The 15477-nt window shown below is 74.8% G+C and carries 13 protein-coding genes; 5 read left to right on the forward strand and 8 right to left on the reverse strand.

Going from position 1 to position 15477, the window contains the following annotated elements:
- Window positions 1-35 precede the first annotated feature (35 nt).
- Window positions 36-398 (forward strand): cytidine deaminase, encoded by a 363-nt coding sequence (locus ACFYVJ_RS24915; RefSeq protein ID WP_388895395.1) that lies wholly within the window; start codon window positions 36-38, stop codon window positions 396-398.
- 156 nt (window positions 399-554) lie between these two features.
- On the opposite strand, the gene ACFYVJ_RS24920 is transcribed toward ACFYVJ_RS24915, so the two are convergent.
- The 8 genes from ACFYVJ_RS24920 to hrcA form a co-directional block, all read right to left on the reverse strand.
- Window positions 555-1637 (reverse strand): carbohydrate kinase family protein, encoded by a 1083-nt coding sequence (locus ACFYVJ_RS24920; RefSeq protein ID WP_388895450.1) that lies wholly within the window; start codon window positions 1635-1637, stop codon window positions 555-557.
- Window positions 1638-1831: 194 nt separating this feature from the next.
- Window positions 1832-2737, reverse strand: coding sequence for a ribonuclease Z (locus tag ACFYVJ_RS24925; protein ID WP_388895398.1), 906 nt, complete (start codon window positions 2735-2737; stop codon window positions 1832-1834).
- Window positions 2738-2753: 16 nt separating this feature from the next.
- The gene (locus ACFYVJ_RS24930; protein WP_388895401.1) at window positions 2754-3113 is read right to left on the reverse strand and encodes a histidine triad nucleotide-binding protein; all 360 of its coding nucleotides are present in this window, start codon (window positions 3111-3113) and stop codon (window positions 2754-2756) included.
- A 75-nt stretch (window positions 3114-3188) separates the two neighbouring features.
- Window positions 3189-6512, reverse strand: a complete 3324-nt coding sequence (locus ACFYVJ_RS24935; protein ID WP_388895404.1) for a S41 family peptidase — start codon at window positions 6510-6512, stop codon at window positions 3189-3191.
- Window positions 6513-6743: 231 nt separating this feature from the next.
- Window positions 6744-7493 (reverse strand): 16S rRNA (uracil(1498)-N(3))-methyltransferase, encoded by a 750-nt coding sequence (locus tag ACFYVJ_RS24940; RefSeq protein ID WP_388895407.1) that lies wholly within the window; start codon window positions 7491-7493, stop codon window positions 6744-6746.
- The gene (locus tag ACFYVJ_RS24945) at window positions 7490-8584 is read right to left on the reverse strand and encodes a nitronate monooxygenase (protein ID WP_388895410.1); all 1095 of its coding nucleotides are present in this window, start codon (window positions 8582-8584) and stop codon (window positions 7490-7492) included. Before ACFYVJ_RS24945 ends, ACFYVJ_RS24940 begins: the two co-directional genes overlap by 4 nt.
- Before the next feature lie 155 nt (window positions 8585-8739).
- Entirely contained in the window at window positions 8740-9873 is a 1134-nt protein-coding gene (gene dnaJ, locus ACFYVJ_RS24950; protein ID WP_388895413.1) for a molecular chaperone DnaJ, read from the reverse strand.
- A complete protein-coding gene (gene hrcA, locus ACFYVJ_RS24955; protein ID WP_388895417.1) occupies window positions 9874-10899 on the reverse strand; it encodes a heat-inducible transcriptional repressor HrcA in 1026 nt (341 codons plus the stop codon). It lies immediately after the preceding gene.
- A 141-nt stretch (window positions 10900-11040) separates the two neighbouring features.
- On the opposite strand from hrcA, the gene ACFYVJ_RS24960 reads away from it, so the two are divergent.
- The 4 genes from ACFYVJ_RS24960 (at window position 11041) to ACFYVJ_RS24975 (ending at window position 14487) form a co-directional block, all read left to right on the forward strand.
- Window positions 11041-11745: an MBL fold metallo-hydrolase gene (locus tag ACFYVJ_RS24960; protein ID WP_388895420.1), complete on the forward strand. Its 705-nt coding sequence runs from the start codon at window positions 11041-11043 to the stop codon at window positions 11743-11745.
- A 10-nt stretch (window positions 11746-11755) separates the two neighbouring features.
- The gene (locus tag ACFYVJ_RS24965) at window positions 11756-12580 is read left to right on the forward strand and encodes a DUF3097 domain-containing protein (protein WP_388895423.1); all 825 of its coding nucleotides are present in this window, start codon (window positions 11756-11758) and stop codon (window positions 12578-12580) included.
- Between the two features lie 143 nt (window positions 12581-12723).
- Window positions 12724-13977, forward strand: coding sequence for a helix-turn-helix domain-containing protein (locus tag ACFYVJ_RS24970; RefSeq protein WP_388895425.1), 1254 nt, complete (start codon window positions 12724-12726; stop codon window positions 13975-13977).
- Between the two features lie 96 nt (window positions 13978-14073).
- The gene (locus ACFYVJ_RS24975) at window positions 14074-14487 is read left to right on the forward strand and encodes a hypothetical protein (protein ID WP_388895428.1); all 414 of its coding nucleotides are present in this window, start codon (window positions 14074-14076) and stop codon (window positions 14485-14487) included.
- The last annotated feature ends 990 nt before the right edge of the window (window positions 14488-15477 follow it).

Below are 15477 nucleotides of genomic sequence, written 5' to 3' on the forward strand. Positions count from 1 at the left end.
GGTGGTCGCCTGGGCGGCGGTCGCGGGGGGTTCGTATGCTCCGGGGTATGAGTGAGAGCAGCGCGCTGGATCCCGAGGACCGCAAGATCATCACGCTGGCCCGGAGCACGCGTGCGCGCAACGCCGTGCCGGAGGGCGCGGCCGTACGGGACGAGACCGGCCGCACCTACGTCGCGGGCACCGTGGCGCTGGACTCGCTGCGGCTGACCGCGCTGCAGACCGCGGTGGCGATGGCCGTCGCCAGCGGCGCCACCTCGCTGGAGGCGGCTGCGGTCGTCACCGAGGCGGCGGCCCCCGCGGACGCGGACCTCGCGGCCGTACGCGACCTCGGCGGCCCGGGCACCCCGCTGCTGCTGGCCGCCCCGGACGGGGAACTGCGCGGCACGACCCGGGCCTGACCGGCACGGACCGCACCGGCCCGCGGGCGGGCCCCGTACGGCCGGCACGTCCGTCAACTCACCGGGGCCGCACCGCCGGTACGTCCACCCGCACTCCCCCGGGCCGTGCGGACGGCACGTCCGCCCGCGCTCCCCGGGCCGTACGGCCGCCGTCCGCTAGACGTCCTTCGGCTCCGGGCGGAAGCCGATCGTCGGGACCGCCCGGCGCAGCGGCCAGTGCCGGGGGGCGCACGGCGTGATGCCGTCCAGGAACGCGTAGCGGGCGAGGGCCTGGGGGTCCTGCTCGTCGACCGTGCGTATCTGCTCCCACCAGGCCGCCACCTCGGTCCAGCCCGGGGCCGACTGGGAGCCGCCGAACTCCTGCACCGACAGCGCCGCCGTCAGCCCGGCGAGCGCCAGCCGGTCGGGCAGCGGGTAGCCCGCGAGCGACGTGGTGACGAAGCCGGCGACGAAGACGTCCCCGGCGCCGGTGGTGTCCAGGGCCGCCACCGATATCGCCGGCACCTCGGCGCTCTCGCCCGTACGCCCGTCGACCGCGTACGCCCCCTCGGCGCCCATCGTGACGACGACCAGCGGCACGTGCTCCGCGAGCGCGTGGGCCGCCGCGCGCGGCGAGTCCGTGCCGGTGTAGCGCATGGCCTCCACCGCGTTCGGCAGGAACGCCTCGCAGTGGGCCAGCTCCGGTATCTCCGCCAGGTTCCAGCGCCCGGTGTCGTCCCAGCCGACGTCGGCGAAGACGCGGCTGCCGTGCAGCGCGGCCTGCTCGATCCACGGCTGCCGGCGGCCGGGGTCGAGGGAGGCGACGCAGGCGCGGCTCGGCGGCGGGCAGCGCGGGGGCTCGTCGGGCGGCGGCGCCTCGTGGCCGTGGGAGACCATGGTGCGCTCGCCGTCGTACGCCATGGAGACGGTGACCGGCGAGTGCCAGCCGCGGCAGGTGCGGGACAGGGACACGTCGACGCCCTCGCCCGCCAGGGCCTCCTGGCAGTGGTCCCCGTACACGTCGTCGCCGAAGGCGGCCGACAGCGACGTGCGCAGGCCGAGGCGGGCCAGGGCCGTCGCCATGTTCGCCACCCCGCCGGGGCTGGAGCCCATGCCGCGGGCCCAGGACTCCGTGCCACGGACGGGGGCGCTGTCCAGGCCGGTGAACACGATGTCGAGGAAGACCGTCCCCGTCAGGTAGACGTCGACGGCCGGGTCGCCGGGGCCGCGCACATGCTCGAGCGGGTCCACGACCGGCAGAGCCGAACCGGCCGCCCCGGCTGAAACGGCAGAAACGGCAGAGACGGCAGAGTCGGCTGAAGCGGACGGATGGGTGGTCACGTGAGCGCCTCCTTCCACACCGGGCCTCCGCACCGAGAACGGAACACTTGTCCGACTGTTTTCAGTCTGCCTCAGCCCACTGACAACGGCCCTCCGCGCCCGTACCGCCGCCCTCAGCGCCGCGCCGGCACCGCCACCCTGCCCAGGTCCGTCGCCACCGTCAGCGGCCCCGCGTACCCTGCCTCGCGCGCCTCCCGCGCGAAGTCCGCCGGGTCCGGATAGCGCTGCGAGAAGTGCGTCAGCACCAGGTGCCGTACGCCCGCCGCGATCGCCACCCCCGCCGCCTGGGCCGCCGTCAGATGCCCGTACTCGATGGCCAGCGCGGTCTCCGCGCCCAGGAACGTCGACTCGATGACCAGCAGGTCCGCCTCCTCCGCCAGCGCGTACACCCCCTCGCACAGACCGGTGTCCATGATGAACGCGACCCGCTGCCCCCGGCGCGGCGCCGAGACCTCCTCCAGCCGGACGCCCCGCAGCACGCCCTCGCGCTGCAGCCGCGAGATGTCGGGCCCCGCGATCCCGGCCCGCGCGAGCAGCTCGGGGAGCATCCTGCGGCCGTCCGGCTCGACGAGGCGGTAGCCGTACGCGTCCACGGGGTGGTGCAGCCGGCGTGCCTGAAGCGTGTACGCGGGCGTGGTGGCGATCACGCCGTCGCCCTCGACGGGCCCCGCCTCGATCCGCGCGGTCTCCCGGTACGCGCTCGCGTACCGCAGCCGCTCGAAGAAGTGCCCCCCGCTCGCCGGGAAGTGCACCGTCACGGGGTGCGGGACGCGGTCCAGGTTGATGCGCTGGATGACGCCGGGCAGGCCCAGGCAGTGGTCGCCGTGGAAGTGGGTGACGCAGACGCGGGTCAGCCCGTACGCGGCCACGCCGGCGCGCAGCATCTGGCGCTGGGTGCCCTCGCCGGGGTCGAAGAGGAGGGCGTCGCCGTCCCAGCGCAGCACGTAGCCGTTGTGGTTGCGCTGGCGGGTGGGGACCTGGCTGGCGGTGCCGAGGACGACGAGTTCGCGGGCGGCCACGTGCGGGCGGCCCGCGCTACCCGGGCGGCCAGTTCAGGCCGCGGCCCCCGAGCACGTGGGCGTGCGCGTGGAAGACGGTCTGGCCGGCGCCCGCGCCGGTGTTGAACACGACGCGGTAGCCGGTGGCGTCGATCTTGTCCTCGGCGGCGACCTCGGCGGTCTCGCGCAGCACGTCGGCGAGGAGCCGCGGGTCCGCGGCGGCGAGGGCGGCGGCGTCCGGGTAGTGGGCCTTGGGGATGACGAGGACGTGCGTGGGCGCCTGCGGGTTGATGTCGCGGAAGGCGATCGTCGTCGCGGTCTCGCGGACGACGGTCGCGGGCACCTCGCCCGCGGTGATCTTGCAGAACAGGCAGTCTGCCTGCGGCTCCCCGGCCATGTTCCCGGCCTCCTTCGTACGAGTCGGGCGGTACGGGCCGCATGGTACCCCGCGGCCCGTACCCGTGCCCTGCCGCTACTCCCCCGCCGGGGACTCCGCGGACGCCGGGTCGGCGGACGCCGCCTCCGGCGCGTCCCGTACCGCACCCGGCACCTCCGGCGGCACCGCCGCCGGGCTGCGCTCCAGCTCCTCGAGCGCCAGCCGCACCGCCGTCTCCAACTGCGGGTCGCGCCCCTGCGCCCAGTCCTCCGGCGTGAGCTGGACGTCCACGTCCGGCTCCACGCCGTGGTTCTCCACGCCCCAGCCGGGCCCTTCCAGCCAGATGGCGTACTTCGGCTGCGTCACCAGCGTGCCGTCGACCAGCCGGTAGCGGCTGTCGATGCCGACGACCCCGCCCCAGGTGCGCCGCCCGACGAGCGGCCCGATGCCCAGCGCCCTGATCGCGGCGCTGACGATGTCGCCGTCCGAGCCGGAGAACTCGTTGGCCACCGCGACCACGGGACCGCGCGGCGCGTCCATCGGATAGCTGACGGGCCGGATGCCGCGGCCCGCGTCCCAGCCGACGACGCGCCGCGCCAGCTTCTCCACGACGAGCTGCGAGGTGTGCCCGCCGCGGTTGTCGCGCACGTCGACCACCAGGCCCTCGCGGGCGACTTCGACCCGCAGGTCGCGGTGGAGCTGCGCCCAGCCGGGGCCCTGCATGTCGGGTACGTGGAGGTAGCCGAGGCGGCCGCCGGAGGCTTCGCGCACGTACGCGCGCCGTCCCGCGACCCAGGCGTGATAGCGCAGCGGTTCCTCGTCGCCGGTGGGGACGATCACCGCGTAGCGCACGTCGCCGCCGTCGGCGGGCAGCACGCTCAGCTCGACCGGCTTGCCGGCCGCGCCCACCAGCAGCGGCGCGGGCCCGGCCTGCGGGTCGACGGGCCGGCCGTCGACGGCCACGATCGCGTCGCCGGGGCGGACCGCGGCGCCGGGTGCGGCCAGCGGGGAGCGGGCGTGCGGGTCGGAGGTCTCGGACGGCAGGATCCGCTCGACGCGCCAACTGCCGTCGTCCCCGCGGGTGATGTCGGCGCCGAGGAGCCCCTGCCGCCGCTCCGGGGCGCCCGCGGGCGCGCCGCCGCCCGGGGGGATGACGTACGCGTGGGACGTGCCCAGCTCGCCCTGCACCTCCCACAGCAGGTCGACCAGGTCGTCGTGGGTGGCGACGCGCTCCAGCACCGGCCGGTAGCGCTCCAGCACGCCGTCCCAGTCGACCCCGCCGAGGTCGGCGCGCCAGAAGTGGTCGCGCATCAGCCGGCCGGCCTCCGCGTACATCTGCCGCCACTCCGCGGCCGGGTCGAGCAACTGCCGTACGCGCGTGAGGTCGACGGTGACGTTGTCACCGTCGCCGTCGTCGACGTGGCTGGCCTTGCGGTCGGCGGGGACGACCTTCAGCTTGCCCTCGGTGCGCAGCAGGATCCGGGTGCCGTCGCCGGTGACGGTGAAGCCCTCGGCGTCGTCGGCGAGTTCCTCGACGCGCTGCTTGCCGAGGTCGTAGCGCTCCAGCCGGGTGGTGGGCCCGTCGTCCTCGGGGCCCGCGGCGTCGGTGCCCAGCACGCCGCGCAGCGGGTGGACGAGCCAGAGCAGGCCGCCCTCCGCGGCGCGCAGCGCCGAGTAGCGGGCGGCCTCGACGGGGAAGGGCAGGATGCGGTCCGCGAGGCCGTCGAGGTCGATGCGGGTGACCGGCGGGGTGTCGCCGGAGCCCGAGCCGGCGTCGTCGCCGTCGTCGGAGGTGCCGCGCTCGGGGGGCCTGCCGTGCCGCTGCGGGCCGAACGGCGAGGGGGTCTCGGCGGCCAGCGTGATCAGGTGGGGGCGGCAGGCGTACGGGAACGACAGGTCGAAGACGTGGCTGTCGTAGACCGGGTCGAAGGCCCGCTCGGAGAGGAACGCCAGGTGCTTGCCGTCCGCGGTGAACGCCGGGGAGTAGTCGCGGAAGCGCAGCGGCGTGGCCTCGGCGACGGCGAGCCCGTCGGTGGTCGCGAGCCGCAACTGCCGCAGCTCGCCGGGGCCGGGGTGGGACCAGGCCAGCCAGGCGGAGTCGGGCGAGAACACCAGCCCGCCGGCGTCGCCGTACGCACTGGTGTCGACCTCGCGTACGTCGCCGGAGGCGCGCTCGACGAGCAGCACCCGGCCGTCGTGCGAGGCGACGGCGACGCGGCTGCCGTCCGGCGCGACGGCCAGCCCGGTGACCCGGCCCAGGCGCCCCGCGGCGACGCGGCGGGGCGTGGCGCCGGCGTCGCGGCCGGCGGCGGGGGCGAACTCCAGCGCGTCCTCGCCCTCGGCGTCGGTGACGAACACGACGTGCTCGGCGCCCTCGGCGCGGAAGACCCGCGGCATCCGGGCCCGTACGCCCGGCTCCGCGGCCAGCGCGCGGGCGGGGCCCTCGCGGTGGGTCACCCAGTGCAGGGTGCCGCGGATCTCGACGGCGCTGCCGCGGCCGGTGTGGTCGGGGCGGGCGGTGCCGAGGTTGTGGCGGGCGCGCAGCGGGCGGGGGCGCAGGTCGGTGCGCTGGCCGCCGAGGCGGATGTCGAGGCGGCGGGGCTCGGTGCCCTCGTCGAGCCCGTCGAGGAGCCAGAGTTCGCCGGCGGCGGCGTAGACGACGCGGGTGCCGTCGGTGGCGGCGTGGCGGGCGTAGAAGCCGCCGAGGGGGGTGTGGCGGCGCAGCACGGCGTACGCGTCGGGGGCGTCGGTGTCGGCGGAGTACAGCGCGCCGGTGCCCTCGTGGTCGGAGAGGAACGCCAGCCGCCCGCCGGCCCACAGCGGGTACTCGGCGTTGCCGAGGACGGCGTCCAGTTCGGCGGGGCGGATGAACTCCGCGTCGGCCGCGGTGCGCAGCCACAGCCGGCCCGCGGTGCCGCCGCGGTAGCGCTTCCAGTACGCGGCCTCCCGGCCCATGCCCGCGGTGAGCAGCGCGACGCGGCCCTCGGGCCCGTACGCGACGTTGCCGACGGGTCCGAACGGCAGCGTGTGCGCGGGGCCGCCGCCGGGCGGCACGGCGCGCGCCCAGGTGCGGCGCAGCGAGTACTGGCCGTGGGTGGTCAGCGCCAGCACGTCGCCGTCGGGCGTCCAGCCGCGTACCGAGGTCTTGCCGCTGCCCCAGTACGTCAGGCGGACGGGCGCGCCGCCGTCGACGGGCGCGGTGAGGACCTCGGGGGCGCCGTCACGGGTGGAGGTCCAGGCGACGCGCGTGCCGTCGGGGGCTATGCGCGGATGGTCCACCGGCATGTTGTCGGCGCTCACCCGCCAGGCCCGGCCGCCGTCGAGGGGCGCGGCCCAGACGTCGTCCTCCGCCGTGAAGGTGATCAAGTCGCCGTGCAGGTGCGGGAATCGCAGGTAAGCAGGCTGAGTCACGTCGATCATCCCATCATGCGGAGGCGGTACTGACCACCGCTTTGCGGTGCGGTGTGACCTTCGTCCTGTACCCGCCCCGTCGGGGGCTGGAACGAATCGGGACGTAACTCTGAACACCGCGGGAAACCCCCGGGTTCCGGCGTACGGAACGTCGGGATCCGGGCGTACGGACGGAGCGCGGGGAACGGGCGTGCGGACGGGGGTACGGAACCCGCGTACGGAATGCCTCATTCCGCCCGCTCAGGACCACCGCCCGGTCGCGGCCAGCACCACCGCGCCCGCCGCCGTGCCCGCCGTGGACGTACGCAGCACGCTCGGCCCCAGCCGGTACGCCCGCGCGCCCGCGCCCTCGAACGCGGCCAGCTCCTCCGGCGCGATCCCGCCCTCCGGGCCGACCACCAGCACGATCTCGCCCTCCGCCGGCAGCGCGGCGGCGGCCAGCGGCGCGGCGCCCTCCTCGTGCAGCACGGCCGTGAACGCCGCGCCCGCGAGCAGCGGCAGCAGCTCCTTCGTCGAGTGCGGTTCCGCGACCTCGGGGAAGCGCAGCCGGCGGGCCTGCTTGCCCGCCTCGCGGGCGGTGGCGCGCCACTTGGCCAGGGACTTCCTCCCGCGCTCCGCGCGCCACTGGGTCACGCAGCGGGCCGCCGTCCACGGCACCACCGCGTCCACGCCGGTCTCGGTCATGGTCTCGACGGCCAGCTCGCCGCGGTCGCCCTTCGGCAGCGCCTGCACGACGGTCAGCCGCGGGCGCGGCGCCGGCTCCTCGCGCACCTCGGCGCAGGTCACCAGCAGCCGGTCGGGGCCCTCCGCGCCGGCCACGGTGCCGTACGCGCCGCGCCCCGCGCCGTCGGTGAGCACGACGTCCTCGCCGGCCCGCAGCCGCCGTACGGACACCGCGTGCCGCCCCTCGGGTCCGGTCAGCGCCAGCACCGCGCCGGGGCGGGCGGCGTCCAGCACGTCGGGTCCTGCGACGAACACGGGGGCGGTCACAGCAGGCCGCCCGAGACGTCGCCGGCGGGCTTCGTCGTCCCGCTGAGCGCGTCGGCCAGCTCCCGGGCCAGCACCTCCACCAGCTCCGCGGCGGGCAGTTCCCGCGCCAGCCGGTAGCCCTGGCCGGCCCACAGCGCCATGCCCTGCGGGTCGCCGACGCGGGCGGCGGCGGCGCGCAGCGGGGAGGTCAGGTGGTGGATCTGGGGGTAGGCGGCGGGGGCGTACGGGCCGTGCTCGCGTACGAAGCGGTTGACCAGCCCGCGGGCGGGGCGGCCGGAGAAGGCGCGGGTCAGCTCCGTACGCGTGAACACCCCGCCGGTGACGGCCCGCTTGTGCAGCGCGTTGGCGCCCGACTCGGGGCAGACCAGGAACGCGGTGCCGAGCTGCGCGGCGGCGGCGCCCGCGGAGAGCACCGCGGCGATCTGCCCGCCGCGCATCAGCCCGCCGGCGGCGATCACGGGCACGTCGACGGCCTCCAGCACCTCGGCGAGCAGCGTGAGCAGCCCGCGGCCCACGTCGTCGTCCCGCGGGTCGTTGCGGAAGCCGCCCTGGTGGCCGCCGGCCTCGACGCCCTGCACGCACACGGCGTCCGCCCCGGCGGCCTGCGCGCGGCGCGCCTCGACGACGTTGGTGACGGTGACGACGGTGTACGTCCCGGCGCGGGCGAAGGCGTCGAGCACGGCCGCCTTGGGGCAGCCGAAGGTGAACGACACCAGCGCCACCGGCTCGTCCAGGAGTATCGCCACCTTGGCGTCGAAGGCGTCGTCCGTGCCCGCCTCGGCGTCGCCCAGCGCCGTGCCGTACCACTCGACCTCGCCGGCCAACTGCTCGGCGTACGCCTCGATCTGGGCGGGGTCGGGCGGCGAGGGGGGCTGGGGCATGAACAGGTTGACGCCGAAGGGCCGGTCGGTGACGGCCCGCAGTTGGCGGATCTCCTCGTACATCGCCTCGGGCGTCTTGTACCCGGCGGCGAGGAACCCCAGGCCGCCGCCCTCCAGCACCCCGGCGGCGAGCTGCGGGCAGGATGCGCCACCGGCCATGGGCGCCTGCACGATCGGGAAGGTGAACAGATCGTTCAGCTCGGTGGGCATGGCTCAATCCTGTCATGCAGGTCGGACGCCGGCGGCCCGCGCCGGATCTTGGAATCCGCACGTCTTCACGCACCTGGGGACGACTGGCGTCCCACCCGCAACACCCGTCGCACGGGCCGCACGGCGGCGGCCCGGCGAGCCCCCCGGCCGGGGAGCTAGCGGCCGCTCCAGGCGTCCTTCAGCCGCGAGAACAGCCCCTGCTGGCCCGGTTTGAAGTGGCCCTGGGGGCGCTCCTCGCCGCGCAACTGGGCGAGTTGGCGAAGGAGCCGCTCCTGGTCCGGGTCCAGCTTCTGCGGCGTCTCGACCTCCACGTGCACGACCAGGTCGCCCCGGCCGCCGCCGCGCAGATGCGTGACACCGCGCTGGTGCAGCGGAATCGACTGCCCCGACTGCGTACCGGGGCGGATGTCGACCTCTTCCAGGCCGTCGAGGGTCTCCAGATTGACCTTCGTGCCCAGTGAGGCCGCCGTCATCGGGATCGTCACCGTGCAGTGCAGGTCGTCGCCGCGGCGCTGGAAGATCGGGTGCGGCAGCTCGCGGATCTCCACGTACAGGTCGCCCGCGGGGCCGCCGCCCGGGCCGACCTCGCCCTCGCCGGCGTGCTGGATGCGGGTGCCGGTGTCGACGCCCGCGGGGATCTTCACCGTGAGCGTACGCCGTGAGCGCACCCGGCCGTCGCCCGCGCACTCGGGGCACGGCGTGGGCACGACCGTGCCGAAGCCCTGGCACTGGGGGCAGGGCCTGGAGGTCATGACCTGGCCCAGGAAGGAGCGGGTGACCTGCGAGACCTCGCCGCGGCCGCGGCACATGTCGCACGTCTGCGCCGACGTGCCGGGCGCCGCGCCCTCGCCGTTGCAGGTGCCGCAGACCACCGCGGTGTCGACCTGGATCTCCTTGGTGGCGCCGAACGCCGCCTCCTCCAGCTCGATTTCGAGCCGGATCATGGCGTCCTGGCCGCGCCGCGTGCGCGAGCGCGGGCCGCGCTGGCCCGCCTGGCCGAAGAAGGCGTCCATGATGTCGGAGAGGTTGCCGAAGCCGCCGGCGCCGAAGCCGCCGGCCGCGGCGCCGTTCTGCGACAGCGGGTCGCCGCCGAGGTCGTAGATCTGCTTCTTCTGCGGATCCGACAGCACCTCGTAGGCGGCGTTGATCTCCTTGAACCGCTCCTGGGTCTTCGGATCCGGGTTCACGTCCGGATGCAGCTCGCGGGCGAGTCTGCGGAACGCCTTCTTGATCTCCTCCTGCGACGCGTCACGTCCGACGCCGAGGACCGCGTAGTAGTCCGTGGCCACTTATGACTCCGCCAGGATCTGTCCGACGTACCGTGCCACTGCGCGTACCGCTCCCATCGTTCCGGGGTAGTCCATGCGGGTAGGTCCGACCACGCCGAGCTTGGCGACGGCTTCGCCGGTGTCGCCGCCTGAACCGTATCCGACGGAGACGACCGAGGTGGAGGTGAGCCCCTCGTGGTCGTTTTCATGGCCGATGCGCACCATCACGCCCGGTTCCTTCGCCTCGCCGAGCAGCCGCAGGAGCACCACCTGCTCCTCCAGCGCCTCCAGCACCGGCCGGATGGTGAGCGGGAAGTCGTGGTCGAAGCGGGTGAGGTTGGCGGTGCCGCCGATCATCAGCCGCTCCTCCGTCTCCTCCACCAGCGTCTCCAGCAGCACCGACAGCACGGTCTGCACCGTGCCCCGGTCGTCCGCGGGGAAGGGCTCCGCCAGATCGGCCACCAGCCGCGGCACGTCGGCGAACCGGCGGCCGACGACGCGGCTGTTGAGCCGGGCGCGCAGATCGGCGAGGGAGTCCTCGCTGAACGGCGCCGGGCAGTCGATCACGCGCTGCTCGACCCGGCCGGTGTCGGTGATGAGCACGAGCATCACGCGCGCGGGGGCGAGTTGGAGCAGCTCGACGTGGCGCACGGTCGAACGGGTCAGCGACGGGTACTGCACCACCGCCACCTGCCGGGTCAACTGCGCCAGCAGCCGCACCGTGCGTCCCACGACGTCGTCGAGGTCGACGGCGCCGGACAGGAAGTTCTGGATCGCCCGCCGCTCGGGCGAGCTCAGCGGCTTGACGTCGGCGAGCTTGTCGACGAACAGCCGGTAGCCCTTGTCGGTGGGGATGCGGCCGGCGCTGGTGTGCGGCTGGGCGATGTACCCCTCGTCCTCCAGGGCGGCCATGTCGTTACGCACCGTCGCCGGGGAGACACCCAGGTGATGCCGCTCGGTGAGCGCCTTGGAGCCGACCGGCTCCTCCGTGCCCACGTAGTCCTGGACGATGGCGCGCAGCACTTCGAGCCGGCGCTCGCTGAGCATGCTGCCCACCTCCACACTCGGGTCCCGTCCGGTCGTCCCGCCGCTGGCACTCGACGGCGGGGAGTGCCAGGGTTCGGGGCCAGTGTACGGCCGGGTAGGGGAGCCCGGGCAAGGCGGCCGGTCACGTTATAGCGTCGGGGTATGGGTGGCGGTTGGGAAGAGCTGGCCCCGGACGTCCTGCGGTGCCGGCTGCCCCGCTGGGACGCCACGGCGGGCGCGGTGGGATCCGCGGAAGGCGTGCTGCTCGTGGACACGGGCGCGTCGCTGCGGGAGGGCGCGGAGCTGCGCCGGGCCGTACGCGACCGCTTCGGCCGCCCCGTGACCCGTATCGCGCTCACGCATCCGCACTTCGACCACGTGCTCGGCACCGCGGCCTTCGCCGGTGCCGAGGTCTACGGCCCGGCGGGCATGGCCGCGCACCTGCGCGGCCCCGGCGCGGACGAGCTGCGCGCGGACGCCGTACGCCACGGGCTGAACCGCGACGAGGCGGCGGAGGCCGCCGACGTCCTGGTCGCCCCGCGGCACGCGGTCTCCGGCACGTACCCGCTGGACCTCGGGGGCGGCCGGGAAGTGCTGCTGGTCGAGCTGGGCGCCGCGCACTCGCCGCACGACATGGCGGTGTACGTCCCGGGCCGCCCGGCCGTCGTCTTCTGCGGCGACCTGGTCGAGGAGTCGGGGCCGCCGTCGGTGGGCCGGGACGCGGACCCCTCGCGGTGGCCCGCGGCGCTGGACCGGCTGCTGGAGCTGGGCGGTTCCGGGGCGGTGTACGTCCCGGGCCACGGGGCGGCGGTGGGGGCGGACTTCGTACGGGCCCAACGCGACGAGCTGGCGGGGCGCTTGTCGTAACCTCACTCCCGTGCGCCGTTACGACACCGATCTCACGCCCCCCTGGAAGAAGCCGCAGCAGCCGGCCCCCGAGGTGGAGGCCGAGCCCGATCTGGTGGTGGAGGAGGTGGCGACGGGCTTCTGCGGCGCGGTCATCCGCACGGAGAAGACCGCGGAGGGCCCGACGGTCACCCTGGAGGACCGCTTCGGCAAGCACCGGGTGTTCCCGCTGACGCCGCGGGGCTTCATGATCGACGGCAAGGTGGTCACGCTGGTACGCCCGGGCCGTACCCGCCCCGCGGGCCCCCTCCTCTCGGCCTCGGGCTCGATCGCCGTACGGGACCACACCGCGCGCGTGGCCCGCGCGGGCCGCATCTACGTGGAGGGCCGCCACGACGCGGAGCTGGTGGAGCGCGTCTGGGGCCACGACCTGCGGGTCGAGGGCGTGGTGGTCGAGTACCTGGAGGGCGTGGACGACCTCCCGTCGGTGGTCTCCGCCTTCGCCCCCGGCCCGGACGCGCGCCTGGGGGTGCTGGTGGACCACCTGGTCCCGGGCACGAAGGAGTGGCGCATCGCGGAGTCGGTGACGAGCACCCACGCGCTGGTGGTCGGTCACCCGTACGTGGACATCTGGGAGGCGGTCAAGCCCGCGTCGGTGGGCATCGCGGCCTGGCCGAGGATCCCGCGGGGCGAGGACTGGAAGACGGGCATCTGCCGCGAACTGGGCTGGCCCCCGGACACGGGCGCGGCGTGGCGCCGCATCCTGGAGTCGGTGAGGACGTACCGCGACCTGGAACCGGCACTGCTGGGCCGCGTGGAGGAGCTGATCGACTTCGTCACGGCCCCGGCTTCCTGAGGAGTTCCGAGGAGGGGCGGCAGACGCGTCGCGGCCGGAGTTTCCGCACGCGCTCCGTAACACACTGTTTGCGGCCGACCGCACACAGAACCGGCCCCGCCTCCTACCCTGGCAGTGTCGAGCCGCAGAGAAGAGGTAAGGCCGTGACGTCATCGGACGCTGCTCCCGACCCGCTCACGGAACCACTCGCGTTCGGCCAGCGGATGCAGATCCTGCGCGAGCGCCGCGGCATCAGCCGGCCCGTCCTGGGCGGGCTGCTCGGCAAGTCGCCGTCGTGGGTGAAGCAAGTGGAGACCGGGAAGCTCCAGTTGCCGAAGCTGCCCATGATCCTGCGGATCGCCGAGGTGCTGCGCGTACGCGATCTCGCCGAGCTCACCGGCGACCAGTCCATGAGCGTCGCCATGTTCATCGGCCCAGGACACGCCAAGCTCCCCGCGGTCCGCGACGCCATCAACCGCTTCCCGCTGCCCGGCGACCGCGAGGCCCCGAGCCTCCCGCACCTGCGGGCCCGCCTTGACCGTGCGTGGCAGGCCCGGCATTCCGCCCCCAACCACCGCGAGGTCATCGGCGCACTGCTGCCCGACCTGATTCTGGACGCGCATCTGGCCACGAGGCAGGCCCAGACCTCCGAGCAGCGCCGTCGCGCGCAGTCGCTGCTCGCCGAGACGTACGCGCTGTCGCAGTTCTTCCTCGCCTACCAGCCCGACAGCTCGCTGCTCTGGCGCGTCGCCGACCGCGGCATGGTCGCCGCCCAGGAGAGCGAGGACCCGCACGCCATCGGCACCGCCGCCTGGCTGCTCACCCAGGCCCACCGCGACGCCGGTCCGCGGGACTTCGACGCCGCCGACGAAGTCAACCGCGCGGCCGTCGACTACCTCCGCCCGCTGCTGCCCGACGCCGACGACCGCGTGCTGGCCATCGCCGGCGCGCTCGACTTCGAGCTCGGCTACACCGCCGCCCGCCGGGGCGCATCCGGCACGGCGTGGGCGCACTGGGACGACGCACACGACAAGGCCGTACGGCTGCCCCCCGGTTACTACCACGCCGTCACCAGCTTCGGGCCGGCCATCATGGGCGCGCACGCGGTCACGGTGGCCGTGGAACTGCACGCCGGGGGCGAGTCCGTACGGCAAGCGGCGCGCGCCGACGCCGCCGTCATCCCCAGCCACCCCCGACGTGCCCGGCACCGTATCGAGGAGGCCCGCGGCTATCAGCTCGACGGCCAGCCGGACGTCGCCCTGGCGACGCTGGAGAAGGCCAACGCCGCGGCTCCCGACACGATCCGCTACAACGGGTACGCCCGGCGGATCATCCTTGAGGAGTCCGAGGCCAAGAGCCCTGCGCGCAGGAGGCGCGCAGCCTCACTCGCGACGAAGGCCGGGCTCCTGGCCGCGTAGCGAACGGGCATGCGAGGGGCAGGATTCCTGCCCCTGTCCCTCTCCGTCCGGACCTACCTTCGGTGACGACCTGATCACCGACGACAGGTGAGCGTGATGGAGACACCCGACACCCGCCCGCCCCGGCCCGCGCTGGCGTTCATCTACGACCGGCACGCCACACCGACGACGGCGGCCCTGGACGAGCGCATAGCGCGATGCCGACGCTACGCGGCCGAGCGGGGCTGGGTGGTGGCCGGGGAGTGGGTGGACCGCGGGGACCAGGCGCTGTGCGCCTGGCAGCGGGCGCAGTGGGGGATGCTCACCTACGCCATGCGCCAGGCCGCCGGCCCGGCGCTGTGTCTGGTGGACACGTGGGACCGCATCAGTTGGGACCGCGCGGACAGGGCGGTCCTGCGTCTGGCGGTGCACCGGGCAGGCGGCCACTGCGTCACCACGGCAGGCGAGAACGACCTGGAGCCGGGCCACGGGCGGATCAGCGCCGCGGTGTTACGGAGGGGGCGCCTGTGAACGCGGACGACGACCGGCCCCGTACCGCGGGAAACGCACCGCGGCGGCACCCGGCGGGGGATGTCCCGGCGGCCACACCCGCCGCGCACCGCACCACGATGTCCGCCCCGATCCACCTGCCGGAGGCGTTCCCTCCCCCGGACGCCGCCCCGGCCCCGGGCTGCGACCGGTGCGCGGAACTGGCGGCGAGCCGAAGGACGGCACGCGCGAAGGGCGACTTGTCGGCGGTAAGCGACGCGAACGTCCTCATCCGCCGGCATCCCCACTGAGCCCCGAGGGCGACGGTACTCACGACCACCCCCGGGAGACGCCCCGCCTGCCGAATGAGCCCGGCAGGCGGGGCGCAACAACACCCCGAACTACGCCGTGCTCAGCGGAAGAACAGGGCCGTAACTCGCGGCAACACCCCCTGATTCACCCCGAACGGGCCCCCGAGAGCCGACTTTCGCCCCACCACACGCAGACACCCACCCGCAGGCGGGCCAGAGACCGCCCCGGCCGCACGAGTGCGCACTATCGGCACAAACTCCGAGCAACACCCCGCCCAAAACTGACCAAATCACCCACCGGAGCCGAGTTTTGCTCAGCGACGTGCACCCCGAGGGGTGCGGACTGGCGACGAGGGCCCGGGGGCCGATTGCCCCGGGCGATCACCGGTGAATCCGTAGGCCGGTGCTCAGGCGAACGGCCGGGAGCGCACGGCGGGGGGCCCAATGCTCCCAACCCCACGTAGCCGCAGCCGCACACGCCCCCGCCCCACCCCGTCCCCGCACCCCCGTCCCCGGCCCCGGCCCCAGCCCCTGCCCCGTCCCCGGCCTCCGCCCCGTCCCCGGCCACCACGCGCAGCCCGTACCCCCGACACCGCACCCCCGTACCCGGTCCAGTGAGCCGGCGATGAAGCTCCTATGGATCGTCAAGTGGTTTGTGGGAGCGGTTTAGTGGTGTGGGTCGTGTGGGGTAGGTGGTGGTAGATCTCCCGGGCGACGAAGC

The sequence above is a fragment of the Streptomyces sp. NPDC004134 genome (assembly GCF_042874195.1).
Lineage (GTDB): Bacteria > Actinomycetota > Actinomycetes > Streptomycetales > Streptomycetaceae > Streptomyces.

Bases quoted from the DNA above. Each gene is read 5' to 3' on its own strand.
- ACFYVJ_RS24915 (WP_388895395.1), top strand. From the start codon at position 36: ATGCTCCGGGGTATGAGTGAGAGCAGCGCGCTGGATCCCGAGGACCGC.
- ACFYVJ_RS24930 (WP_388895401.1), bottom strand. From the start codon at position 3,113: ATGGCCGGGGAGCCGCAGGCAGACTGCCTGTTCTGCAAGATCACCGCG.
- ACFYVJ_RS24935 (WP_388895404.1), bottom strand. From the start codon at position 6,512: ATGATCGACGTGACTCAGCCTGCTTACCTGCGATTCCCGCACCTGCAC.
- ACFYVJ_RS24945 (WP_388895410.1), bottom strand. From the start codon at position 8,584: ATGCCCACCGAGCTGAACGATCTGTTCACCTTCCCGATCGTGCAGGCG.
- hrcA (WP_388895417.1), bottom strand. From the start codon at position 10,899: ATGCTCAGCGAGCGCCGGCTCGAAGTGCTGCGCGCCATCGTCCAGGAC.
- ACFYVJ_RS24960 (WP_388895420.1), top strand. From the start codon at position 11,041: ATGGGTGGCGGTTGGGAAGAGCTGGCCCCGGACGTCCTGCGGTGCCGG.
- ACFYVJ_RS24975 (WP_388895428.1), top strand. From the start codon at position 14,074: ATGGAGACACCCGACACCCGCCCGCCCCGGCCCGCGCTGGCGTTCATC.